23 protein-coding genes and 1 pseudogene are annotated in these 23313 nt (G+C 62.0%); 12 read left to right on the top strand and 12 right to left on the bottom strand.

Features of this window, described 5'->3' with window-relative positions:
* Window positions 1-82: 82 nt before the first annotated feature.
* Window positions 83-907 carry a putative hydro-lyase gene (locus N554_RS0132070; protein WP_029587179.1) on the bottom strand — a complete coding sequence of 275 codons (825 nt, stop codon included), beginning with the start codon at window positions 905-907 and terminating at the stop codon, window positions 83-85.
* 117 nt (window positions 908-1024) lie between these two features.
* Between N554_RS0132070 and N554_RS0132065 the strand changes: the two genes are divergently transcribed.
* The 3 genes from N554_RS0132065 to N554_RS0132055 are packed head-to-tail and all read left to right on the top strand — an operon-like array spanning window position 1025 to window position 4165.
* Window positions 1025-1942 carry a LysR family transcriptional regulator gene (locus N554_RS0132065; RefSeq protein WP_029587178.1) on the top strand — a complete coding sequence of 306 codons (918 nt, stop codon included), beginning with the start codon at window positions 1025-1027 and terminating at the stop codon, window positions 1940-1942.
* Window positions 1943-1981: 39 nt separating this feature from the next.
* Window positions 1982-3232 (top strand): Zn-dependent hydrolase, encoded by a 1251-nt coding sequence (locus N554_RS0132060; protein WP_029587177.1) that lies wholly within the window; start codon window positions 1982-1984, stop codon window positions 3230-3232.
* 18 nt (window positions 3233-3250) lie between these two features.
* The gene (locus N554_RS0132055) at window positions 3251-4165 is read left to right on the top strand and encodes an NAD(P)-dependent oxidoreductase (RefSeq protein WP_029587176.1); all 915 of its coding nucleotides are present in this window, start codon (window positions 3251-3253) and stop codon (window positions 4163-4165) included.
* A gap of 125 nt (window positions 4166-4290) precedes the next feature.
* On the opposite strand, the gene N554_RS0132050 is transcribed toward N554_RS0132055, so the two are convergent.
* Window positions 4291-5370: a tartrate dehydrogenase gene (locus tag N554_RS0132050; protein WP_029587175.1), complete on the bottom strand. Its 1080-nt coding sequence runs from the start codon at window positions 5368-5370 to the stop codon at window positions 4291-4293.
* A gap of 180 nt (window positions 5371-5550) precedes the next feature.
* Between N554_RS0132050 and N554_RS0132045 the strand changes: the two genes are divergently transcribed.
* Entirely contained in the window at window positions 5551-6327 is a 777-nt protein-coding gene (locus tag N554_RS0132045; protein ID WP_029587174.1) for an SDR family oxidoreductase, read from the top strand.
* Window positions 6328-6414: 87 nt separating this feature from the next.
* Here the strand turns inward: N554_RS0132045 and N554_RS0132040 are convergent, their stop codons facing one another.
* A complete protein-coding gene (locus N554_RS0132040; RefSeq protein ID WP_029587173.1) occupies window positions 6415-7266 on the bottom strand; it encodes an alpha/beta hydrolase in 852 nt (283 codons plus the stop codon).
* Between the two features lie 111 nt (window positions 7267-7377).
* Between N554_RS0132040 and N554_RS0132035 the strand changes: the two genes are divergently transcribed.
* The 6 genes from N554_RS0132035 to N554_RS0132010 all read left to right on the top strand — a co-directional run bounded on the left by N554_RS0132035 (window position 7378) and on the right by N554_RS0132010 (window position 13858).
* Window positions 7378-8802 carry an amidase gene (locus tag N554_RS0132035; RefSeq protein WP_029587172.1) on the top strand — a complete coding sequence of 475 codons (1425 nt, stop codon included), beginning with the start codon at window positions 7378-7380 and terminating at the stop codon, window positions 8800-8802.
* A gap of 237 nt (window positions 8803-9039) precedes the next feature.
* Window positions 9040-9249, top strand: a complete 210-nt coding sequence (locus N554_RS0132030; protein ID WP_029587171.1) for a ferredoxin — start codon at window positions 9040-9042, stop codon at window positions 9247-9249.
* A 65-nt stretch (window positions 9250-9314) separates the two neighbouring features.
* On the top strand, window positions 9315-10514 hold the full coding sequence (locus N554_RS0132025) for a cytochrome P450 (protein ID WP_029587170.1): 1200 nt from the start codon (window positions 9315-9317) through the stop codon (window positions 10512-10514).
* 39 nt (window positions 10515-10553) lie between these two features.
* Entirely contained in the window at window positions 10554-11879 is a 1326-nt protein-coding gene (locus tag N554_RS0132020; protein WP_029587169.1) for an MFS transporter, read from the top strand.
* 14 nt (window positions 11880-11893) lie between these two features.
* Window positions 11894-12559, top strand: coding sequence for a sulfite oxidase-like oxidoreductase (locus N554_RS0132015; protein ID WP_029587168.1), 666 nt, complete (start codon window positions 11894-11896; stop codon window positions 12557-12559).
* Window positions 12560-12634: 75 nt separating this feature from the next.
* Entirely contained in the window at window positions 12635-13858 is a 1224-nt protein-coding gene (locus tag N554_RS0132010) for a bifunctional alpha/beta hydrolase/OsmC family protein (RefSeq protein ID WP_029587167.1), read from the top strand.
* 92 nt (window positions 13859-13950) lie between these two features.
* Here N554_RS0132010 and N554_RS0132005 read toward each other — a convergent pair whose 3' ends face one another.
* On the bottom strand, window positions 13951-14985 hold the full coding sequence (locus tag N554_RS0132005) for a quinone oxidoreductase family protein (protein WP_029587166.1): 1035 nt from the start codon (window positions 14983-14985) through the stop codon (window positions 13951-13953).
* A 193-nt stretch (window positions 14986-15178) separates the two neighbouring features.
* On the opposite strand from N554_RS0132005, the gene paaI reads away from it, so the two are divergent.
* Window positions 15179-15640, top strand: a complete 462-nt coding sequence (gene paaI / locus N554_RS0131995; RefSeq protein WP_029587165.1) for a hydroxyphenylacetyl-CoA thioesterase PaaI — start codon at window positions 15179-15181, stop codon at window positions 15638-15640.
* A 24-nt stretch (window positions 15641-15664) separates the two neighbouring features.
* The gene (gene paaK, locus N554_RS0131990) at window positions 15665-16996 is read left to right on the top strand and encodes a phenylacetate--CoA ligase PaaK (protein WP_029587164.1); all 1332 of its coding nucleotides are present in this window, start codon (window positions 15665-15667) and stop codon (window positions 16994-16996) included.
* 12 nt (window positions 16997-17008) lie between these two features.
* Here the strand turns inward: paaK and N554_RS42530 are convergent.
* The 8 genes and pseudogenes from N554_RS42530 to N554_RS0131955 all read right to left on the bottom strand — a co-directional run.
* Window positions 17009-17119: pseudogene (locus N554_RS42530) on the bottom strand (1,2-phenylacetyl-CoA epoxidase subunit A); the annotation flags it as partial.
* A 72-nt stretch (window positions 17120-17191) separates the two neighbouring features.
* On the bottom strand, window positions 17192-18061 hold the full coding sequence (gene paaX / locus N554_RS0131985) for a phenylacetic acid degradation operon negative regulatory protein PaaX (protein WP_029587163.1): 870 nt from the start codon (window positions 18059-18061) through the stop codon (window positions 17192-17194).
* A 62-nt stretch (window positions 18062-18123) separates the two neighbouring features.
* Complete coding sequence (locus tag N554_RS0131980; protein ID WP_029587162.1) at window positions 18124-18894, bottom strand: esterase/lipase family protein; 771 nt, start codon at window positions 18892-18894, stop codon at window positions 18124-18126.
* Window positions 18895-19097: 203 nt separating this feature from the next.
* Entirely contained in the window at window positions 19098-20387 is a 1290-nt protein-coding gene (locus tag N554_RS0131975) for a DUF445 domain-containing protein (protein WP_029587161.1), read from the bottom strand.
* Between the two features lie 204 nt (window positions 20388-20591).
* Entirely contained in the window at window positions 20592-21074 is a 483-nt protein-coding gene (locus N554_RS0131970) for a phasin (RefSeq protein WP_029587160.1), read from the bottom strand.
* Between the two features lie 170 nt (window positions 21075-21244).
* Window positions 21245-21841 carry a GNAT family N-acetyltransferase gene (locus N554_RS0131965; RefSeq protein WP_029587159.1) on the bottom strand — a complete coding sequence of 199 codons (597 nt, stop codon included), beginning with the start codon at window positions 21839-21841 and terminating at the stop codon, window positions 21245-21247.
* The gene (locus N554_RS0131960) at window positions 21838-22920 is read right to left on the bottom strand and encodes an alpha/beta fold hydrolase (RefSeq protein WP_029587158.1); all 1083 of its coding nucleotides are present in this window, start codon (window positions 22918-22920) and stop codon (window positions 21838-21840) included. The genes N554_RS0131965 and N554_RS0131960 overlap by 4 nt, the downstream gene beginning before the upstream one ends.
* On the bottom strand, window positions 22917-23303 hold the full coding sequence (locus tag N554_RS0131955; RefSeq protein ID WP_029587157.1) for a hypothetical protein: 387 nt from the start codon (window positions 23301-23303) through the stop codon (window positions 22917-22919). The genes N554_RS0131960 and N554_RS0131955 overlap by 4 nt, the downstream gene beginning before the upstream one ends.
* Window positions 23304-23313 lie beyond the last annotated feature (10 nt).

Here is a 23313-nt window from a genome sequence, read left to right as displayed (position 1 = left end):
CGAGATCCTATGTTTGTCAGCGGTTATCGATGAAACGATTGAAAATGGCGGTAAAGCCTCAAAGAGCGGCAAAGGCTGCCCATTAAAGCACGGCAAGTTGCTTGTTCCGGAGGTCTGTCACCAGCATCAATCCCGGTGCGTGCGTAATCGCGAACGGCAGCTTCGCAGCGGCGATCACCGCTTGCGGCGTCACGCCGCACGCCCAGAACACAGGAATCTCATCGGCCTCCACCGGCACGGCGTCACCATAATCGGGTTTTGCGATATCCGCGATGCCAATCGAACGGGGATGTCCGAGATGGACCGGCGCGCCATGTACCGCGGGAAACCGCGAGGTGATCTGCACTGCGCGGATGGCGTCGGCCGGCTTGAACGGCCGCATCGAAACCACCATGGGGCCGGCGAACGGCCCGGAAGGCGCACAGGCGATATTGGTGCGGTACATCGGTACGCGGAGTTTGCGCTCGATGTGACGGATCGGCAGGTCGTCCGCCATCAGCGCTTCCTCGAACGAGAACGAGCAGCCCAGCACGAAAGCCACGAGATCGTCGCGCCAATGCACCATGATATCGGGCGGCTCCTCCACCACCTCGCCGTCGCGCCAGACGCGGTAGCGCGGCAGGTCGGTGCGGATGTCGAGATCGATGCCGAGCGAAGGAATGTGGGGATCGCCGACGTCGGACATGCCGATGACAGGACAGGGTTTTGGGTTGAACTGGCAGAACCGATGAAATGACGCCGCCAGCTTCTCCGGCAGGATGGCGAGATTGCCTTGCACGAAGCCGTTGGCGACACCGGCCGTGGTGGTCGTGCTGCCGGCGCGGCAGGCCAGGCGGGCTGCCACACTCGGCAACCGATCACTCGTCCCGCGATCCAACGGCCGTTCTGTTGTTGCGAAGCCGGTCATCATCGATTCCGCCAATTGGCTCGACGGCGAATGGCGCATATGGCTAGCATAATGTCTAATCATCGTATCTAATAGACATCGATAAAAGTTACTTATCGACCTGAGGCCTTTGGCGGCATGGCTGATTTCAAGGCAATCGAGACCTTCATGTGGGTAGTGACGCTCGGCAGCTTTCGCGGCGCCGCCCAAAAACTCAATACCACTCAGCCTGCGATCTCGCAGCGAATCGCCCAGCTCGAGCGCGAGGTGGGGGTTCGGCTTTTGCAGCGGGACCGGCGCATGGTGCTACCGACGCCGAGCGGACGGCAAATGATGGTTTATGCCGAGAAGCTGATCGGGCTGCGCTCGGAAATGCTGACGGCAGTCGGCGACCGCTCGGCGATGCGCGGCGTGCTGCGGCTCGGCGTGGCCGAGACCATCGTCCACACCTGGCTGTCGCAATTGATCAAGAGCGTCGATCACGCCTATCCCAATCTCTCGCTCGAAATCGAGGTCGACATCACATCGAATTTAAGGACGCGGCTTTTGACGCAGGAAATCGAGCTCGCGTTCTTGCTCGGGCCGTTGACCGCGCCGACCATCAGCAACCGCGTGCTGTGCGACTATCCCGTGGGGTTTCTTGCCAGTCCTTCGCTTGGGTTAGGCACGCGAAGACTGACGGTGCACGACCTGGCGAAATTTCCGATCATCACGTTTTCACGCAAGACCCAATTCTATGAAGCGGTGCGCTCGCTGTTCAATCGGCCCGAGTTGCCGCCGATCCGCCTGCACGCCAGCGCCTCTTTGGCCACGGTCATCCACATGGCGATCGAAGGCCTCGGCATCGCCGTGATTCCAACCGCGATTGTTGAAAACGAAATGGCCGACGGACGGCTGCAATTGCTATCGACTAATCTGCAAATGCCGATCCTGACGTTCTCGGCGAGTTGGCTGGCTTCCCCCGACACCGTCGCGGTCGAGCGCGTAGCCGAACTCGCCGTCCAGCTTGCGCAGGGCAGCACTGTTATTGACGCGCCGCTGCAGGCACGTCATTGAAAATGATCGAGTGCGCGCGTCTCCTGATGGAATAGCTCTATGGCCAAAGTCGCCTCCAATCTGCAAATCGATTCCGCCCGCCTTTGGGATACCATTCACGAAACCGCGAAATTCGGAGCCACGCCGAAAGGCGGGGTGCGGCGGCTGACGCTCGGCTCCGAGGACAAACAGGTGCGCGACTGGTTCCGCAGGGCGTGCGAGGCCGCGGGCCTCGAAGTGCATGTCGATGCGTTGGGATCGATGTTTGGGCTGCGCAAGGGTCGCGACATGTCGAAGCCGCCGGTCGGGCTTGGCTCGCATCTGGATACCCAGCCGACGGGCGGAAAATTCGACGGCGTGCTTGGGACGTTGGCGGCACTGGAGGTGGTCCGCACCCTCAATGACGCCGGGATCGAGACCGAAACGCCAATTTGCATCGTCAACTGGACCAACGAGGAAGGTTCGCGCTTTGCGCCGGCGACAATGGCGTCTGCGGCCTATGCCGGCGATCACACCACGGAAAACATTCTGGCGCGGCGTGATGGCGCCGGCATCAGCGTCGGCGAAGCGCTCGACAGCATCGGCTACCGCGGCAGCGAGCCCGTCGGCGCGCGCAAGTTCGGCGCCTTCGTCGAACTCCACATCGAGCAAGGACCGCTGCTCGAGGCCGAAAACAAGACTATCGGCGTGGTGGATCGCGGCCAGGGCATTGTCTGGTACGACGGCAAGGTCACCGGCTTTGAAAGTCACGCCGGCACCACGCCGATGCCGCTGCGCCGCGACGCCTTAGCGACATTGTCCGAATTCGTGCTGGCTGTTGAGCGTATTGCGAAGCTGCATGGTCCCAACGCGGTCGGCACCGTGGGTGAAGCCGTCATTGCCGCGCCCTCGCGTAACGTGATCCCGGGCGAGATCGCCTTCACGGTCGACATTAGAAGTCCCAACGCGGAAACGCTCGATGCCATCGACAAGGATTTGCGAAGCGCGGTGGCGGAAATCGCGGCGCGGCGCAGGGTCGAGATTGCGCTTGATGCGATCTGGCGCAAGGAACCGACCGTTTTCAACGCCAAGCTGGTCGACGCGGTCGAGAACGCGACCAAAACCCTTGGCTACAGCCACCGCCGCATCACCTCGGGCGCCGGTCACGACGCCTGCAACCTCGCCAACGTCGTGCCTTCGGCGATGATTTTCGTGCCCTGCAAGGACGGCGTCAGCCACAACGAGCTTGAGGACGCGACCCAAGCCGACTGCACCGCCGGCGCCAACGCGCTAATGCATACCGTGCTCGCGCTCGCCGGGGTCGCTTCTTAATCAACAACGGAGAATTCAGTGCGTGGAGTTTTCGTCGACGCCAATGAATCGCTGGCGGTGATTTTCGAACGTCTGGAGAAGCAAGGCGATCCCAGGGTGCAGATTCATCGCGACCCCGACGTGACGCCGGATCAACTGCCTGGGGTGATCGACGACGCTGAGATTGCGATCGTCGATCACACCGCGCTGCCGACCGAAATCGCGCGCAAATGCGCAGGCCTCAAGCACGTGGTATTTTTGGGCACCGGCGCACGCAGCTATATGAATCCGGAAGAACTCGCCGAGCTCGGCATAACCGTTCACCTGATCAGGGGCTATGGCGACACGGCGGTTGCCGAATCCACAGTCGCGCTGATGTGGGCGGCGGCGCGCGGTATCGCGCAGATGGACCGCGAGATGCGCGCCGGCAACTGGCTGCGCGAGGACGGCATGCAGCTGACCGGCAAGACGCTGGGCCTGATCGGCTTCGGCGGCATCGCCGCGGAAGTAGCCCGCATCGCACTCGGGAGCGGTATGCGCGTGATCGCGTGGAACCGGTCCGCGAAAGCCTATCCGGGCGTCGCCTTCGTCGATCTGAACACGCTGCTGGTTGCGAGCCACGTTATCTCGCTGCATCTCTTGTTGAACGACGAAACCCGCGGCTTGCTTTCCCGCGAGCGGATCGCCTCGATGCGGCCGGGCGTGATCCTGGTCAATACCGCGCGTGGCGCGCTGGTCGATGAAGGTGCGATGATCGACGCCTTGAAATCGGGGCACATCCGGCATGCCGGACTCGACGTCTTCAACATCGAGCCGCTGCCGGTAGACCATCCGCTGACGAAATTACCGAACGTGACGCTGTCGGCGCATTCGGCCTTCCGCACCCCCGAAGCGAGCGAGAATCTGATTGGGGCTGCATGGGAGCACTGCAGACGGATTGCGACGGCAGCTTAGCCGCCGCACACGCTGCCCTCATCTTGAGGAGCGCCCTCTCCGCCGCGTCTCGAAGGATGGATCGGGGAGCCTCATGGTTCGAGACGGCGCAAGAGGCGCCTCCTCACCATGAGGGTCTCGCCGCCCTACTCCACCATCTCGGCTACCGCCTTGCCGCAGGCGACCGTATCGGCGTTGCCGCCGAGATCGCGGGTGCGCAGCGTGCGTTCGCCGAGCGTGCGCTCGATGGCGCCCACGATCGATGCTGCGGCGCTCTTCTCGCCAAGGTGCTCCAGCATCATCGCGCCGGACCAAATCATGCCGATCGGGTTCGCAATGCCCTGCCCCGCGATGTCGGGTGCCGAGCCGTGCACCGGCTCGAACACCGAGGGGAAATTTCCTTCCGGATTGATGTTGCCGGAGGGCGCAATGCCGATGGTGCCGGTACAGGCAGGCCCCAGATCGGAGAGGATGTCGCCGAACAAGTTGGAGCCGACCACGACGTCGAACCAGTCCGGATGCAGCACGAAATTCGCGGTGAGAATATCGATGTGATACTTGTCCCACTTCACCGCAGGGTAATTCTTGGCCATCGCCTCCACGCGTTCGTCCCAATACGGCATGGTGATGGAAATGCCGTTGGATTTCGTCGCCGAGGTCAGATGCTTCTTCGGCCGCGATTGCGCAAGGTCAAAGGCGAACTTCAAAATACGATCGACGCCGATGCGGGTCATGACGGTTTGTTGCGTCACGAATTCGCGCTCGGTATCCGGAAACATCCGTCCGCCTACCGAAGAATATTCGCCTTCGGTGTTTTCGCGCACCACCCAGAAATCGATATCGCCGGGCTTGCGGTTGGCGAGCGGCGACGGCACCCCCGGCATCAGCCGCACCGGCCGAAGATTGACATATTGGTCGAATTCCCGGCGGAACTTGATCAGCGATCCCCACAACGAAATGTGATCGGGGATTTTCGCCGGCCAGCCGACCGCGCCGAAATAGATCGCGTCATGCTTGCCGATTTTGGCCTTCCAGTCCTCCGGCATCATCTCGCCGTGCTTTTCATAGTAGTCCCAGGATGCGAAATCGAAATGATCGAAATGCATGCTGACGCCGTGCTTTTTCGCGGCCGCCTCCAGCACGCGCAGCCCTTCCGGCACCACTTCCTTGCCGATGCCGTCGCCGGGAATGACCGCGATTCGATATTGCTTTTTTTGGTTGCTCATCGAGAGATTCCTTAATGCGCTCGCCGCGCCGGCGACGTCGTTTTGACCGGATTGCAATGAACCAAACCTCGTCACGGTGCAACACTGCACTGCAATGTTGACGGCTTCGACGGCGACAGCCTAACGGTTAAATTCAGCGACGACCCTCCTCCGACATCTCCCACCAAAGAGAGTAATGCCATGGATCTCCATTTGCGCGGCAAGCGTGTCCTGATTACCGGCGCATCGAAGGGCATTGGCGCGGCAGCGGCCGAAGCCTTTGCCGAAGAAGGCGCTGATCTGCGGCTGGCGGCCCGCAGCGGCGATCAACTGAAAGCTCTCGCCGAGCGCCTGCGATCAGCCCATCAAATCGACGCCACGGCTCATGTCGTTGACCTGCGCAAACCCGAAGATATTGCCAGGCTTGTCAAGGACGCCTCCGATATCGACATTCTCGTCAACAATGCCGGCGATATTCCGGGCGGCTCGATCGACAAGATCGACGAGGCGACATGGCGTCACGCCTGGGAGCTGAAAGTGTTCGGTTACATCAATCTTACCCGCGCGATCTACGCGCAGATGAAATCGCGCGGGCATGGCGTCATCGTCAACGACATCGGCGCCGCCGGAGAAAAGTTCGATGCCAATTATATCTGCGGCAGCGCCGGCAACGCGGCGCTGATGGCGTTTACCCGCGCGCTCGGCAGCAAAAGCCTCGCCGACAACATCCGCGTGGTCGGCATCAATCCCGGACCTGTTGGCACCGACCGCCACGTCACGCTGCTGAAGACGCGCGCCAAGCAGCAGTTCGGCGACGAGAACCGCTATAAGGAATACCAAAAAGGCTTGCCGCTCGGCCGGCCGGCGCAGGCGCGGGAAATCGGCGACCTGATGGCGTTCCTCGCCTCCGACCGTTCCGGTTACACTTCGGGCGTGATTTACACCGTCGACGGCGGGATCAGCGCTGGTTGGGGTTAGCCGCTCCGCCCGCCGTCATTGGGAGGTGCGCATTGCGAGGTGCGCTAACGACGAAGCAATTTAGTCTTCGTTGTTGACTCTCGATTGCTAGCCCGCCGTGCGCTCGAACAACTGCCGGATCAGGGTCGTGATCCGGCCTCTCGGCGAGACCATTTCGTTCATGATGGTGTAATGGTTGGCGCCGGGGATCTCTTCGTAAGTGACGGGCAAACCGTATTTGGCGCGGTGGACTGCGAAATCCGCGGTCTGCTTGCGCAACAGCGGCAATTCTGAACTGCCGACGACCAGCGACAGCGGCTTCATCACGCCTCCGGCCTGCAGGACAGGCGAGTTGCGGCGCGACGTCGCTTCGTCGAGCCCGAGCTTGAGGTTGAGATAGCTGTGGCGGATCGGCTCGAGATCATAGATGCCGCTGATCGCCATTCCGGCTTTTACCTGCGGATGCGACAGCGCCATCGAAGTGAGATGTCCGCCGGCGGACCATCCGGAGACGACAATCCGGCTCGCGTCGCCACCGAGCGCAGGTAATTGTGCAACCAGAAAGTCGAGCGCCCGATGAATTTCGGCGACGATCTCATCGAGCGTCGCATCCGGCGCGAGCGTGTAGCCAAGCAATGCGACATTGATGCCACGCGCCATCGAGCCTTCGGCAAAGAGCGTAAAGGCTTCCTTGGCGCGCATCTGCCAGTAGCCGCCGTGGATGAACACGAGCGTCGGCCCGTTCCCGGCGACTTTGAGAAAGTCGATCCGGTTGCGCTCGCGCGGGCCGTATCTGAGGTCGAGGTGATCGGAATACCGCGCCCGCGTCTCAGCTGAATGCCGCTCCCAGCCGGCCACAATTTCGGCGCTTCCAGCCACGGCAACGCCGTTATTGAGGCCGAGGTCTCGTTGTTCCTGGCTCATGGCACGCCAATCAGGCGCGTCGAACGCTGTCGTCATGCTCAAATCTCCGATTCCGGCGGTTAGCTCCGCTGCGTTGCCACTTTGCCGGAAAATGTTTTACAGAACCACACAATCCGCTATCGAGAAGCGGAAACGATGGAGACGTAAGTGACATCTGATCAGGGGCTGGTTCGCGCCACGGCATGCGCGATCGTCGATAAACTCAACTCCGGCGAGGTCACACCGCTCGATCTGCTCGACGTGCTGGAACAGCGGATCGCCGAGGTCGACGGCAAAGTGAACGCCTTGCCGACGCTGTGCTTCGACCGCGCCCGAAGTCAGGCGAAGGCCTTGATGAAGAAACCGATCGGCGATCGCGGCCTGCTCGCCGGCATGCCGCTGCCGATCAAGGATCTGACCAACGTCGAGGGGGTGCTGACCACACAAGGCTCGCCGATTTATAAGGACAATATTCCCGCCCGTTCCGATCTTCTGGTCGAGCGTCTCGAAAGCAACGGCGGGCTCATTTACGCCAAATCGAACACGCCGGAATTCGGCGCCGGCGCCAACACCTTCAATGAAGTGTTCGGCGCAACGCGCAATCCCTGGGATACGTCGCGATCTGCCGCCGGTTCTTCAGGCGGCGCAGCCGTTGCGCTTGCAACCGGTATGGCTTGGCTTGCGCATGGCTCCGACATGGGTGGCTCGCTGCGCAATCCCGCGAGCTTCTGCGGCATCGTCGGGATGCGGCCGAGCATCGGCCGCGTGGCGCATACCCCGGTCGCCAAGATCGATCGCAATCTCGGTGTGCAGGGCCCGATGGCGCGCAACGTCGAAGATCTTGCGCTCCTGCTCGACGCCATGAGCGGCGAGCATCCGGCCGATCCGCTGTCGCTGCCCGCGCTGCCGACGTCGTTTCGCGCTGCCGCGCGCTCCGGCGCGAGGCCGACACGCGTTGCCTACTCGCCCGATCTCGGCATCACCCCGGTCGACCCCGAGTTCGCCGCCATCACCCGCAAGGCGGCGGCGCGTTTTGCCGAAGCCGGCGCGATCGTCGAGGAAGCGCATCCGGACCTGCGCGAGGCCCATGAATGCTTCCATGTGCTGCGCGCCTTCGACTTTGCGATCAGCAAGGCGGCGCTGCTGCGGGCCAAGCGCGCTCTGCTCAAACCCGAGGTGATCTGGAACATCGAAGAAGGTCTCAAGCTGACGGTCGAACAACTCACGCGCGCCGAAGCGCAGCGCGTCGCGATGACCGCGCGTACGCTTGAGTTCTTCAAGAGCTACGATCTTCTGCTGGCGCCGGCGACCATCGTCCCCCCGTTTCCGATCGAGGATCGCTATGTCGCGGAATGCGCCGGCAAGAAATTCGACAACTACGTCGAGTGGCTCGGCATCGTCTATGCGATCACGCTGGTCTGCTGCCCGGCGCTATCGCTGCCGTGCGGGTTCACCGCGTCAGGCCTGCCGGTCGGGTTGCAGGTGGTGGCGCCGCCGCGCGGCGAAGCACAGCTTCTGGCGGGCGCGAAGGTGCTGGAGGACATTCTGGGAGTACGCGACACGACGCCGATCGATCCGAGGCCGGCCAAGTAGGCAGATCCCTCATGGTGAGGAGGCGCAGCTCGCGCGGCGTCTCGAACCATGAGTTGACAAGACCTCGCCATCCTTCGCGACGCGGGCAAGCGGCCGCTCCTCAGGATGAGGCTGAGAAAAAGATTTGCCGGCAAAAAACCCGCGATTTTTCGGCGCTGACGAATAGCTCCTGCGCCATTATAGTCACCGGGAAACTACAGATGCGAGCGACAAGCTCGACCATGGAGGAACGCTTCGATGTCCGGAAAATTGAAAGTACGGGTTGACCAGGAGAGGTGTCAGGGACATGCCCGTTGCAAGTCGCTGGCAGCCGAACTGTTTGATCTCGATGAATTCGGCAACGCGCACGAAATCGGCGATGGCGCCGTCCCTGCGGGACTTGAGGACAAAGCGTGGCTCGCCAAGGCCAATTGTCCGGAGATCGCGATCAATGTGACCGAGGAATGAATTCGGTTCGCGATAGCGACCCTCGTTGAACTATTGAGCGAACCAAAGCCGGAGGAAATGCCCTGATGTCCAATCATGCCCCCGTCACCGACTGGGTTCACGATTTTGACCATACCGATCCGCGCTGGACGGAGAATCCGTTTCCGATCTGGGACGAGTTGCGGACGGCATCGCCTGTGGTTCACACCGATCGCTTTCTCGGCTGCTACATGCCGACTACCTATGAGGCGGTGAAAAAGGTCGCCTACGACACCGAACATTTTTCATCGCGTCGGGTCATCGTGCGCGACGTCCGCCCCGATACTACGCAGTCGGCGCCGCCGATCACCTCCGATCCTCCGGAACACAAGCCCGCCAAGAAGTTGCTGCTGCCGCCGTTCACGCCCGACGCCATGAAAAAACTCGAGCCGAGGGTTCGCGCGATCTGCAACGAGCTGATCGACGAATTCATTACCGACGGAAAATGCGACGCCGCGGCGCGCTACACCAAGCACATTCCAGTTCGCGCCATCGCCCATATGCTCGGCATCCCGGAAAAGGACAGCGATCTTTTCATCACATGGATCCACGAAATCCTCGAACTCGGTATCAAGGATGACGACACAATGATGCGCGCGATCCACGCGATGACCGCATATTTCGCCGGCCATGTCGAGGATCGCAAAAAGCACCCCACCGACGATCTGATCTCGACGCTGATGAACGCCAGAGACAAGGACGGCAAACCGTTGTCCGATGTGCATGTGCTGGGTTCGCTGCGACTGCTGCTGATCGCCGGCATCGATACCACCTGGAGCGCGATCGGCTCTTCGCTTTGGCATCTGGCGAAAACGCCCGCCGATCGCGACCGCCTGATCGCGGAGCCGGAATTGATGCCGACTGCGATCGAGGAATTGCTGCGCGCCTATTCGCCGGTGACGATGGCTCGCGAGGTGATGAAGGAAACGGCTATCAGCGGCTGCCCCGTCAAGCCCGGCAATATGGTGCTGCTATCGTTTCCCGCCGCCAATCGCGATCCCGCCATGTTTCCCGATGCCGACAAGGTCGTGATCGACCGCAAGGAAAATCGCCATGCCGCGTTCGGCCTTGGAATTCACCGCTGCGTCGGCTCCAACCTCGCGCGCATGGAAATGACGGTTGCCATCGAAGAGTGGCTGAAGCGCATCCCCGATTTCAGGCTGGACCCGGCCGGCAAGGTCACCTGGTCGGAAGGCACCGTACGCGGCCCACGGCAGCTTCCGATCCTGTTCGGAAAAGCGGGCTGACGCCTTCGCGTCCAGCCCTTCATCACTCGGAGATTATGCGTGACAGACCAAGCGGTGAATCCGACCGTCGTAGATCAAGTTGACATCCGCGATGTACAACGCCGGATCAAGGCTATCTTCATCGGCTCGATCGGCAATCTTGTCGAATGGTACGATTTTTACGCCTATACGGCGTTCGCGCTTTATTTCGCGCCGGCCTTCTTTCCGAACAGCGACCCGGTGGTGCAGCAGCTCAATGCGGCTGTGCTGTTCGCCGCGACGTTCCTGATGCGGCCGCTCGGCGGCTGGCTGTTCGGTTACATCGCCGACCGCTACGGCCGACGGCTGTCGCTGACGCTGTCGGTGGTCTGCATGTGCTTCGGCTCATTGATCATCGCGGTAACGCCGACCTATGCCTCGATCGGCATCGCCGCGCCGGCGATTCTGGCGTTGGCGCGCGTCGTCGAGGGATTGAGCCTTGGCGGCGAATACGGCGCCAGCGCCACCTATCTCAGCGAAGTCGCCGACCCCAGACATCGCGGGTTCTATTCCAGCTTTCAATACGTCACCTTGATCGGCGGCCAGCTCACCGCGATTATCGTGCTGTTGTTGCTGCAAAAGGTATTTTTGACGCCGCAGGAGCTGAAAGACTGGGGCTGGCGCATCCCATTCGTGATCGGCGCCCTGCTCGCGATCTTTGCAGCCGTGATGCGGCGCAACCTGCATGAGACCGAAGCGTTCGTCGAAGCCAAGAAGGTGACAAAACCGACCGGCTCGATCCGCGGCCTCCTAAAATATCCGCGCGAGCTGCTGCTGGTAGTGGGTCTCACCGCCGGCGGCACTGCTGCGTTCTACACCTTCACGACCTATATGCAGACCTTCGTCAAACTGTCCGTCGGACTTACCGAAGACCAGACCACACTCGTGATTTTCGGCTCGCTGATTTTCGCAACATTGCTTCAGCCGCTTTACGGCGCGCTGTCCGACCGCATCGGCCGCAAGCCGCTGCTGATCTTTTTCGGCGTCGCCGGCACGCTGTCGACGATTCCGATCCTGACGACGCTGAAGGAAACCAAGTCGCCATTCACGGCGTTTCTGCTGATTTGCGCAGCCTGGATTTTCGTCGCCGGCTATACCTCGATCAACGCCATCGTGAAGGCCGAGTTGTTTCCCACCAATGTCCGCGCGCTCGGCGTCGGCCTTCCCTATGCGATCACCGTTTCGGTGTTCGGCGGCACCGCGCCTGCGATCGCGCTGTATTTCAAGAGCCTTGGCCACGAGCACTGGTTTTACTACTATCTCAGCGGCATGATCTGCCTCTCCCTGATCATCTACGCGACCATGCGCGATACCAAACATGAATCGGCGATGCATCGTCACGAATAACGAAGGCATGAGATATGGCCGGTGAGAACCAGCAGCCGCCAATCAGCAAGCTGACGCGCAGCAAGCAGCGCTGGGCGCGCGAGGGCCGCCTTCTCACCGGAAAGACCCCCCGTCCGGAGGAGCAGCGCCTGCCGCCGGGGCAGCATCTGACCCGTGACTGGCCAATCCTCGACCTCGGCCTTACGCCGCAGATTTCCCGTGAGCGCTGGCGGCTCGACGTCTACGGCGCAGTTGAAAATCCGATATTCTGGGATTGGGCGCAATTCACGGCCCAGCCGCAGGCGAAGTTCACATCCGACATCCATTGCGTAACCACATGGTCGCGCTACGACAACCAATGGGAAGGGTTGCCGATCCGCGATCTCCTGATGGCCTGCCGGCCGCGCGACGAAGCGCGATACGTCGTGCTGCATTCCCATGACGGCTACACCACCAACCTGACGCTGGAAGATTTTGCCGCCGAAGACGCCCTGCTCGCGCACGCCTGGTCCGGCGCGCCGCTGCAGCCGGAGCACGGCGGCCCGGTGCGACTGGTGGTGCCGCATCTCTATTTCTGGAAGAGCGCGAAGTGGCTGCAGAGCATCGAATTCCTCGCCGAGGATGCGCCGGGCTACTGGGAAGTGCGCGGTTATCACAACCGCGGTGATCCCTGGCAGGAGCAGCGTTATTCCGGCCATTGACTGAATTTCAGCGTTCACCTCTCTTATCCTTTCCAAGGGAGAGAGGGAGCCCCACCGCCACCATGGAGGGCCGACGTGCCGACTGAACGTTTCCAATTCACGGGCTCGGAAGGCGATCAGCTCGCCGCGGCGCTGGACCTGCCCGAGCATGAACCCGCTGCCTATGCGCTGTTCGCGCACTGCTTCACCTGCGGCAAGGACGTGCTGGCCGCCAGGCGGATCGCGGTGGCGCTGGCGGCAAAGGGCATCGCGGTGCTGCGGTTCGACTTCACGGGCTTAGGCTCCAGCGAAGGCGATTTCGCCAACGCGACGTTTTCCTCGAATGTCGCGGATCTGGTGCGGGCGGCCGACCACCTGCGCGAAACCCGCAAAGGCCCGGCGATCCTGATCGGCCATAGTCTGGGCGGCGCCGCTATTCTCGCCGCAGCAGAGCAAATTCCGGATGCCAAGGCCGTCGTCACCATCGCCGCCCCCTCCGATCCCGCCCATGTCACCGGCCTGTTCAAGGATCGCATCGAGGACATCCGCGAGCAGGGCAAGGTCGAGGTCTCGCTCGCCGGCCGGCCGTTTCAGATCAAGCGGGAATTTCTCGACGACATCGCCGAGCATGGCCTGATGGCACATGTGATGAAACTGCACAAGGCGCTGCTGATCATGCACGCGCCGACCGACGACACGGTCGGCATCGACAACGCCACCCGTATTTTCGTCGCGGCCAAGCACCCCAAGAGCTTCGTGTCGCTGGCCGGTGCGGATCATCTGCTCACCGGCAAGCGTGACGCCGCGTATGTCGCCGAGGTCATTGCCGCCTGGGCGACGCGCTATTTCGATCCCGTCGGGCCCGAGCAGGTCGTCGATCCCGGCGAAGGGCCGCGAAACGTCGTGGTTCGCGAAACCCGCACCAGCAAATTCCAGCAAACGATTTCCGCCGGGCCGCATCGCATGCTGGCCGATGAGCCGATCGCCGCCGGCGGCGAGGACACCGGACCCGGACCATATGACTTCGTGCTTGCCGGGCTCGGCGCCTGCACATCCATGACCATGCGCTTGTACGCCGACCGCAAATCCCTGCCGCTGGAGCGGGTGACGGTGAGGCTGAAGCACAGCAAGATACACGCGGAAGATTGCGCCGATTGCGAAACCCGGGTCGGAATGCTCGATCAAATCGAACGGATCATCACCATCGAGGGTGCGCTAGACGCTGAACAACGCAAGAAGCTGATGGAAATCGCCGACAAGTGCCCGGTGCATCGCACCCTCACCTCGGAGATTCACATCGTAACGCACGCGGCAGATTGACGAACAATCGCTCGGCCGATCTCAAGTTACCGGGGCTTGGCATCGGCCGCGGATTCGTCCGCCCGCTGGCTCGCCATGACGGCTTAAATTCATTATCTTGCTGGCGCGGGCCGCAGGATCACGCGATCGCGCGATGAACCGGCAACCGTCAGAAAGGCAGCTTTGGCGTCTTCCAGCGAATAGACCGCACTTGCCTTAATGGGAAACGGCTTGAGATCTCCGCTGACGAAACCGGGGCCGAGTTCTCTCAGCACCTCGCCGGTTGCAGTTGAAGACAGCCCCAGCGTATCGATGCCGACATAGCTGTGCTGGCCGCGATAAAATTCCAGGATGTCGAACTGCACGATCCTGTCGATGGCGGCGATCAGGATCTGGCGCCCACGCACGGCGAGCGATTTGTGCGCCGCCTGGAAATAGGGATCGCCGACGGTATTGAATACGATGTCGGCGCCCTTGCCATTCGTCAACTCGCGAACGCGCGCCGCGACATCGGTCGTGGACGCGTCGATCACTTCAACCCTCGAATTGGCATGGCCCTCATAGGGTTCGTTCTTGCGCACCACGCCGACGACGCGCGCGCCATTCCAACTTGCGATTTGCACCGCGGCCTGCCCGACCTTGCCGTTCACGCCCATCACCAGCACGGTCTCGCCTTTGTTGGGCATTCCGGCGCGGCGAAAGCCCTCCATCGCGGTGACGAAGGGAACGCCGATCCCGGCGGCTTCATCCCACGATAGATGTTTCGGCTTCTCCACCACCGCATCGGCTTCGACGGCAAGGTGCGTGGCATGGGTGCCGTCGCGCCGGATCCCAAGATCGCCCGACGAGCCGAACACCTCGCGCCCGATCAAGTCGGCCGGCCCGTCGATCACGATCCCGGCGTAGTCCCGGCCGGGCGTGCGCGGAAATACCGCGTAAGCCATCAGGCCGGTCGCAGCCTTCACGTCGGATGGATTGACGGCCGCCGCCTTGATCTCGATCAGCACCTCGTTCGCCGCTCGCGAAAGCGTGCGCCGCTCCACCGCCGGTGCGAGCGACGCCGGATCATCAGCCTTCGCTGGCAGACGGACGCAACGCGCCTCGACGGCGACAGGCGGACCATCTGGTTTTTGGGGGGCCGGCATCATGGGTGTTCTCGAGTTTGGCGATTTCGAACGCGATTTGACGCCCGCAGGGATCGCTGACACCATGGTGGCTTCGCACCATGACTAACCGACTGATCGGCTAGTTCAAGAGGCTTGTCCAATAAGCCCGGCGACCTGGGAGAGCAACTTTGGATCGATCCCCGCTCGGCAGGTTGGCGCTCGCAGAGGGGCCGCGATGAACGTCAAGGCCACGCTTTTACCCGACGATCTCGCGCGCGCCTGCGCCGAGGCGATGTGGAAGGAAGACGACGCCAGCAGGGGTCTCGGCATGGAAATCCTGCAGATCAAGCCAGGCGAAGCCACACTGGCGATGACGATCAAGCCGCACATGGTCAACGGCCACGGCATCGCCCATGGCGGCTTTATTTTCCTGCTGGCGGATTCTGCGTTCGCTTTTGCCTGCAACTCCCATAACGAGCGCACGGTCGCGGCGCAGTGCAACATCTCTTTCATCAGGCCGGGCAAGCTCGGCGATCGCCTGATCGCGACGGCGCGGGAAATCTCGCGAACCGGACGTTCCGGGATTTGCGATGTGCGCGTCACCATCGATGATGTCGCAATCGCCGAGTTGCGCGGCCATTCGCGCACACTCGGCGGCGCATGGGTGCCGACTGGCGCCGAGGCCCAATTGGATTAGACAGGCGATTTCGGGGAGCGCGCGATGGCTTCGAGGACCCCTCAATCCAGGCGCAGCGGCTATAGCGCCGAGATGGACGAGGCCGAGCGGGCTTCGCGCGATGAGATCATAGCGCTGCAAACCAAACGACTCGCCTGGACCCTTGCGCACGCCTACAACAACGTCGCGCATTACAAAAAAGCCTTTGACGGCGCCGGCGTGCATCCCAATGATTTTCGGCAGCAGTCGGATCTCCGCAATTTTCCTTTCACGGTGAAGACCGACTTGCGCGACAACTACCCGTTCAACATGTTCGCCGTGCCGCGCGAAAAGCTGGTCCGCGTCCACGCCTCTTCCGGCACCACGGGCAAGCCGATCGTGGTCGGATATACCAAAGCCGATATCGATGTCTGGTCCGACGTGATGGCGCGTTCGATCCGCGCCGCGGGCGGCCGCACCGGCATGATCATCCACAACGCCTACGGCTATGGCCTCTTCACCGGCGGCCTTGGCGTGCATTACGGCGCCGAGCGGCTGGGCTGTACCGTGGTGCCGGTCTCCGGCGGCATGACCGAGCGGCAGGTGCAGTTGATCAACGATTTCAAGCCCGACATCATCACGGTGACGCCGAGCTACATGCTGGCGATATCGGACGAATTCAAACGCAGGGGTTTGGATCCGCGCCAGTCGTCGTTGAAAATCGGCATCTTCGGCGCCGAACCCTGGACCAATGCGCTGCGAGGTGAGATCGAAGCGACGTTCGACATGGACGCCACCGATATCTACGGCCTGTCCGAAGTGATCGGCCCCGGCGTCGCGCAGGAATGCATCGAGACCAAAGACGGCCTGCATATATGGGAGGATCATTTCTATCCGGAGGTGATCGATCCCGAGACCGGCGCGATGCTGCCCGACGGCGAAATCGGCGAGCTTGTCTTCACCTCACTGACCAAGGAAGCGTTTCCGGTCGTCCGCTACCGCACCCGCGATCTGACGCGACTGTTGCCGGGCACAGCACGGCCGGGAATGCGGCGCATGGAGAAGGTGACGGGACGTTCCGATGACATGATCATCCTGCGCGGCGTCAATCTTTTCCCGACCCAGATCGAGGAAGTGCTGGTCGCCACCGACTGGTGCGGCGGGCATTTCATCATCGAACTGACGCGCGAGGGACGAATGGACGAGATGACGGTGCTGGCGGAAGCGCGCCCCGAGAGCTGGGACGGCAGCGGGCTACTTGAGCATACCGAGCGGGTCACCGCCTCTATCAAGAACAGCATCGGCATCACCGCGCGCGTCAGGGCGGTCGCGCCCGATACGCTGGAGCGCTCGCTCGGCAAGGCCAAGCGCATCATCGACAAGCGGCCAAAGGAGTAGGTTTCGCCCTCGTGGCTCGATGCGCTCCTCGGCATCGATGCGCGCCTGGAAATGCGCGGCGCGCGCGGCGTCCTCTATGTTGCGGTCTTCGCCGTCGGATGTATTGAGCGCCTGCGTGTACATGACCGACCTCAGGGAGGCGATGCCTTAGCGTATGACAAGAAATCACAAACTCACGTTAATAAGGTAACGTATTTACGCATCCTCGAATCGTCGCCCAAGTTCCACACCGGCAGCCGGCAGGGCGCCCGCCTCATTCGAACCGTTCCGGTCGAGCCATTGTTCGGATGCAGGAAGGAGGCCTCGGTAGATTTCCCGGCAAAGCTGACGGGCCAGCCTACCCGGCCAGTTCTTTGGCAGCAGCGCGACCGGCAGCAACGGATCGTGCAGCACCACCCGCCGGTAGTGATGGATCATCAGGATTCGAGCCGTGAACGCATCGGTATCCGAAAGCCGCTCGCGCCGTCCGATCCAGCCCCGCAATGGCTCGAAGGTCTTGGTGAATTTCACATAAGCGTCGGCGGTGCGATCGAGCGGCCAGCTTTCGCTGAGCAATCTCCGTCCGCTGTCGTCCTCGGCTGACACTTCCAGCCGGATCGCCCGCGCCGCCACTTTCGGAATGGGAACGCCCGAGGGCGCGATCCACACGCCCGGCAGAGGGCTGCCGAAGCCGGCCGCCTCCAGCGCCCCGCGCGATGCCTCGCGATCCGCCGCATTCGCCATCAAGAGAAGTTCGAAGCGTCCGGTCCAATCGGGCGATTGCGGATTATAGACATGCTTGACCGCGGCATCGAAGGTCAGACGTCCCTTGTCCGCCAGACGATAGAAACTGTTGCGGCCGACCTTGTTGCGCTCGAGCCAGCCGTCGCTTGCGAGCCGCGACATCGCCGTGCGCACCACGCCGCTGTCGATGTCCAATGTCTTGAAAAACTCCAGCAGCGTTCCGAGCCAGACCGAACCGCCGCGCGGCACGATCGCGTCGCCAAACACCGTGATGACGATCGAGCCGGTGCGCGAGGGCTCGCGCTTGAGCTGTTCGATGATGCGGGCAAGCGGGTGCGGCATGCTCAGGGCATAGCGCGTTTTCAGGATTTACGACACACCAGCTGGCAGCCGGCGCGCGGCGCTTAACGGTTGGGATCCGGATAGACCACGCTACGCCAGCCGCTGCGGTCGAACGGCGCCCACTTGCCTTCGGGCTGGGCGAGACGCTCGGCGACCGCGTAAACTACGGCGGGATGATGGCCCATGCCGCAATGGCTGCTTTCGACTTCGATGTTCTCGGAGCGGGCGGACGGCTTTTCCATGCAGCCCTGCCACGCGCAGATGCCGTCGGTACGGCTGAAGATCGCGGTGGTCGGCACCGGCGGCGTCTCCGCCAGCGCACCGCCGAACCGCGGGTCCTCTTCGTCGGCGCGGCGGCCGCTTGCCATCTCATAGACGCGCCAGGCGTTGGTCGCCTTTGGATGGCCGGCAAACGGACTGCCGAGCGTGATCACCGAACGCACGCGATCCGGCATCATCTTCGCCAGCTGGCGTGCGTAGAGGCCACCGAGGCTCCAGCCGACCATGCTGATCTTGCGCCCATGCGTGTCGCTAAGCTCGTCCACCAAATCGACCATCGCACGCTGCACGCCATCGCGCAGACCGAGGTTGCGGCCCTGACGCCAGCCGCTGACGGCATAGCCGCGATTCCTAAGGAAGCTGCGCAGCGGGCGCGTCGAGGTGTCCGAAGCGACAAGCCCGGGCAATACCAGCACCGGATGGCCGTCGCCCCTTGGAGCCAGATTGAGAAGCGGCAATGCGCCCAGAAACGCGCCAAGCTCGTGAATCGCCCGCCCCTCCAGAAACATCAGGGTTCTGGAGGGCGGGCGCAGCGTCTGGGCAGTGGCGGACATCGCATTTCCTCTCAGCGCCGGGGCCGTTGAATTTTGGCGGCCGGCCACATGGATCGATAAGAAGACACAAACCTCGTAAGAATCGTTCCGCAATGTAACAATCTCATCATCAAAGCTAGGGAACCCGTTTCGGCCTTGCAAGCCTGCTCATGTTGACCGAGCAAGGGATCGCTGCATTTAGGGGCCTCGCAGTGATCAATTAGTCACAGCAGCCGCAGCAGGAATTCGATCGAGTAAAGCGCCAAGCCGGCGATGCCGCCGATCAGCGAGCCGTTGAAGCGGATGTATTGCAGATCCCTGCCGATGTTGATTTCGATCAGCGAAATCAATTGCCCCATGTCCCAGGCCTTGACCTGATCGGAGATGAAGCTCGATACACCGCTTTTCTGGTCGGCGATAAAACTCCTGAACACAGCAACGAGACCCTGGTTGATCTCCGCCCGCAACTCGGAATCGCCGGCGAGCGCCTCGCCGGCTTCCACGAACATTCTCGCCAGGTAATGCTGCAGCACCTGGGTCTCGCCGCTGGCGCTGCGTTCGATGAACGTCCGCGTGTTCGACCAGATGGTGCGTGCGAGATCGCCGAGCTCGGGACGCGCCAGCAGGTCGCGTTTCAATCCGTCGATGCGATCGGCGTAGGCGCGGTCGTTGCCGAGCCGGTCCACGAAAGTCAACACCATGCGATCGAACTCGCCGCGGAACGGATGCTTCGGATCGCTGCGAACCTCTTCGAAAAACGTGGTCGCGGATGCGACGATCTTGTTCACCAGATATTTGTCGGCGCGATACAGTTTCAGCAGCGTCGGCAGCTCGCCGCGGATTTTCTGGCGGACCATCGCCATGGTTTCCGGCTGGGTCAGCGATTCATGAACTGCGCGCAGGATGTCATCGAGCAGTCCCTGATGGCGGCCCTCGCTTACGAAGGCGCGCAGCGTGCCGGCGGCGAGCGGCGCGAGATCGATCGACTGCAGCTGGGTGGTAATGCGGCGGGTGATGAACGTCATCAGACCCGAGGTTTCGGTCGCCGAGACTGCTTCCGGCAAAAGCCGCAGCGTGAAGCGGGCGAGATCGGCGCTGCGCTTGCGGTCGCGCAGCCAGTCGGCAATGAACGAGCCGAAGTCGATCTGGCGCAGCTTGGCTTCGACCGGCGCCGCCTCGAGAAAATGCACTTCGATGAATTCGCCGAGCTTGTCGGCAATGCGGTGCTGATTGCTCTGGATGATGGCAGTGTGCGGGATCGGCAGCCCCAGCGGCCTGCGAAACAGCGCCACCACCGCATACCAATCGGCCAGTCCGCCGATGGTAGCGGCTTCCGCGAACGCCGCGATGAAGCCGAACACCGGATGCACCGGGAGTAACGCCTTCGCAGTCACGAATAGTGCCAGCGTGCCCGCGAGCACCAGTGTAGCCAGGGCCTTGACCCGCCGCAGCTCAGCCGCCGCGCGCTCGGCATCGCCGGGCGCGTCGAATGAGAAGGTGGCGGGGACGGTCATGGTGGCTTTCGAATGAACGAAGACCCTCATCCTGAGGTGCGGCCTCTTCGCCGCGTCTCGAAGGATGAGGCCTCATGGTTCGAGACGACGCAAGAGCGCCTCCTCACCATGAGGGGCAACATTGATGTTGGGGCACGCACCTCAAAAAGAAGGCCCGCGTGAGCGGGCCCTCGAACTAACGGCTGGCAACTGATCCGAATGCGATCAGGCGGTCTTGTTGTAGACCTTGGCGAAGTTGTCCTGGGCGGTCTTCGCACTGTCGGCGACGAGCTTACCGAGATATTCGGTGGTGGACTTCGCCCGCGAGACGAACACTTCGCCGCGCGCACGCACCATATCGGACTGGATTTGAACCGCCTCGTTAAACGACTTGGCAGAAGCCAGTTTGCCGATGCCGGCGAAGAACGCTTCGGCGTCCTGATAAATCGCCTGCTGGATGCTGCGGCTGATGTTGGCGGCCTCGCTGACCGAACCGGCAACGGCGGTCTCGATCGCAGCAGTCACCTTCTCCGAACCGGCATGCAGGTCGGCGGCACGCTCCTTGGCGGTGTTGGCAGTCTTCTTCACGAACTCACGGGCAGCCTCGGGAACTTCCAATTTCTGGAGGTTCTTGAACGCCTCGGTAACGGGCGCGAAAACTTCCTCAACGCTGTTCAGCACGGAATTTGTGTCGGTCTCGGTGGTCATTTTCGTCTCTCCATCCTCAGGTTTGAGCTATGGGCTCACCCCGTCCGGATTGGCCCGGGGCGCGATCGTTGTGCCATAGTTAATGGTGCAATGCAACATCGATGTTGCGATGCGATATCACGAATTCGTGATCTGCTCAGGTGGTAGGCGGTCTGCCCGGTAAATGGGCCTCAGTGCTGAACGGCGCCCGGCAGTCCATAGGCTTCCAGCTGGGCCCGGACCTGCGCCACATTGTGCCCGAGCACGACGATATCGTGCTTTTTGCCGGCCTTGTCCTTCACCTGGTCGCGCAGCAACGCTTCGGCCTTGAACCCCAGGCCCTCGAAAATCGCGATGGCGCCGGTTTGATCGACCGTCATCTGCACCACCACCTTCTCGAGACCGGCGCCCAACGCCAAGGCAAACGTCTCCTGCGACAACACGCGTCCGACCCCTTGGCCGCGGACGTCCGAGGAGACCACGTTGCGGATTTCGCCGACATGGGGCGACCAGGACAGCGGATCTCGCACCAACGTACCGCATCCCACCACCCTGCCCGCCTTCACTGCGAGCAGGCTGGTGATCGCGCCGCGCTCGATCTCCTTGAGCCAGGCCGCCAGCACCTTCGACTCGCTGATGTCGCGCGGCAGGAACAGCAGATCGTGAATCGGGAGTTCTTGCGCAAAGGCGAGCACGGCGGCCTCGTCGGCCCGCGACATCAACCGGAATTCGATCTCGCCGGCTTCGGTCGTCACCCGGCGCGGATAGGAACGTGTTTCGCTGCTCATGTCGATCTTCCACCTAACCATGAATCAAGTTTCGGCCATAGCCGCTTGACGGCGTTGGCGCCGGCGACAAGGCTGACGTGGCCGCCCTTCAGAATCACTTCTTCCTTGTCGGTCGAGCCGATCTTTTGAATCAGCGGCTTCGCGGCGTCATAGGGAACGATGTGATCATGCTCGGCGACGGCGTGCAGGATCGGCACCTTGATTTTGGCAATATCCGCAGGCCGTCCGCCAACCGACATCGTGTCGTTGTAAAGCTTGTTATCCCACATCAGGTCTTTGGTGATTGCGCGGAAATACTCGCCGGCCAGCGGCAGCGTGTCGGTGGCCCAGCGATCGAACATGCGGTATGATTTGACGTACTCGTCATTCCAGATGTTTTCCCACAACTGCACCTGGCTCGCGGCGCGTGACGCCGGCCGCAACATCTCGAACGAGGAAAGAATCATTTCGGGCGGGACGTTGCCGACGCTGTCGATCAATCGGTCGAGGTCGAAATAGCGCCGGTCAGAGAAGTTCTGAAACAGTTTCATTTCGCGGAAATCGACTGGCGTCGTAAAGCAGATCAGGTTCTTCATCGGGCCGTCGGCGAAAATCGAGCCGTAGAGCAGCGACAGCACGCCGCCGAAGCAATAGCCGATCACCGTGAGCTCGGTCTCGCCGGAATCCTGCTGCACGCGGCGGACGCAATCCGGAATGAAGTCGAGGACGTAATCCTCCATCCGCAGCGACTTCTCTTCCGGCTTTGGCGCGGTCCAGTCCAGCATGTAAACATCGTAGCCGCGCTTGAGGAGAAATTCGATAAAACTCTGGCCCGGCACCATATCGAGGATGTAGCCGCGGTTGGTGGTCGCCATCACGATCAGGATCGGCACGCGGTAGATCTCGTCGGCGACCGGCCAGTAGTGATAGAGATTCATCGTGCCGCGGACGTGCAGGATGTCCTTTGGCGTCAACCCGAGCGACGGACCCGAGCTAGAGAAATATTCGACGCCCTTGATGCTGCGCTGGATCGCGCGCTGCACCTCGGACTGAATTCGCTCCGGGATCGCCGCGAGATCGAGACCCGGCGGCCCATTCATTTTTGCTCTCCGTCCGCCGACGGCGGACGCTTGGTGCGGGGAGGCTTCGGCGTCGCCGGGTACCCGCCTTCCAGTCCGCCAGAATTGCTGCGAACCTGATGCAGCAGCGCCTTGATCTCGTTCAGTTGCCCTTCGATCGACTGCAGCCGCTCGGCCATGCTGACCATCTGCGCTCGGCTCGGCAGGTTCATGGTGACAAGATACTTCTCCATGAGATCGCCGAGCTGCTTTTGCGCCCCCGCCGCGACTCCACCGACTTGATTGACGACCTTGCTGAATTCCGGCGACGCCATTGCGTGATTGGCGACGGTGTTGAATCCCTTCTCCATCTCGCCGATCATGTTCTGCCAGATCGCGACCGGATCGTTGCTTTTGTCTGTCATAGCGCCCTCC

The sequence above is a fragment of the Bradyrhizobium sp. URHD0069 genome, from assembly GCF_000701345.1.
Taxonomy (GTDB): Bacteria; Pseudomonadota; Alphaproteobacteria; order Rhizobiales; family Xanthobacteraceae; genus Bradyrhizobium.
Note: the sequence above shows the minus strand (reverse complement) of the source record. Positions and strands in the feature narration are given on the sequence as shown.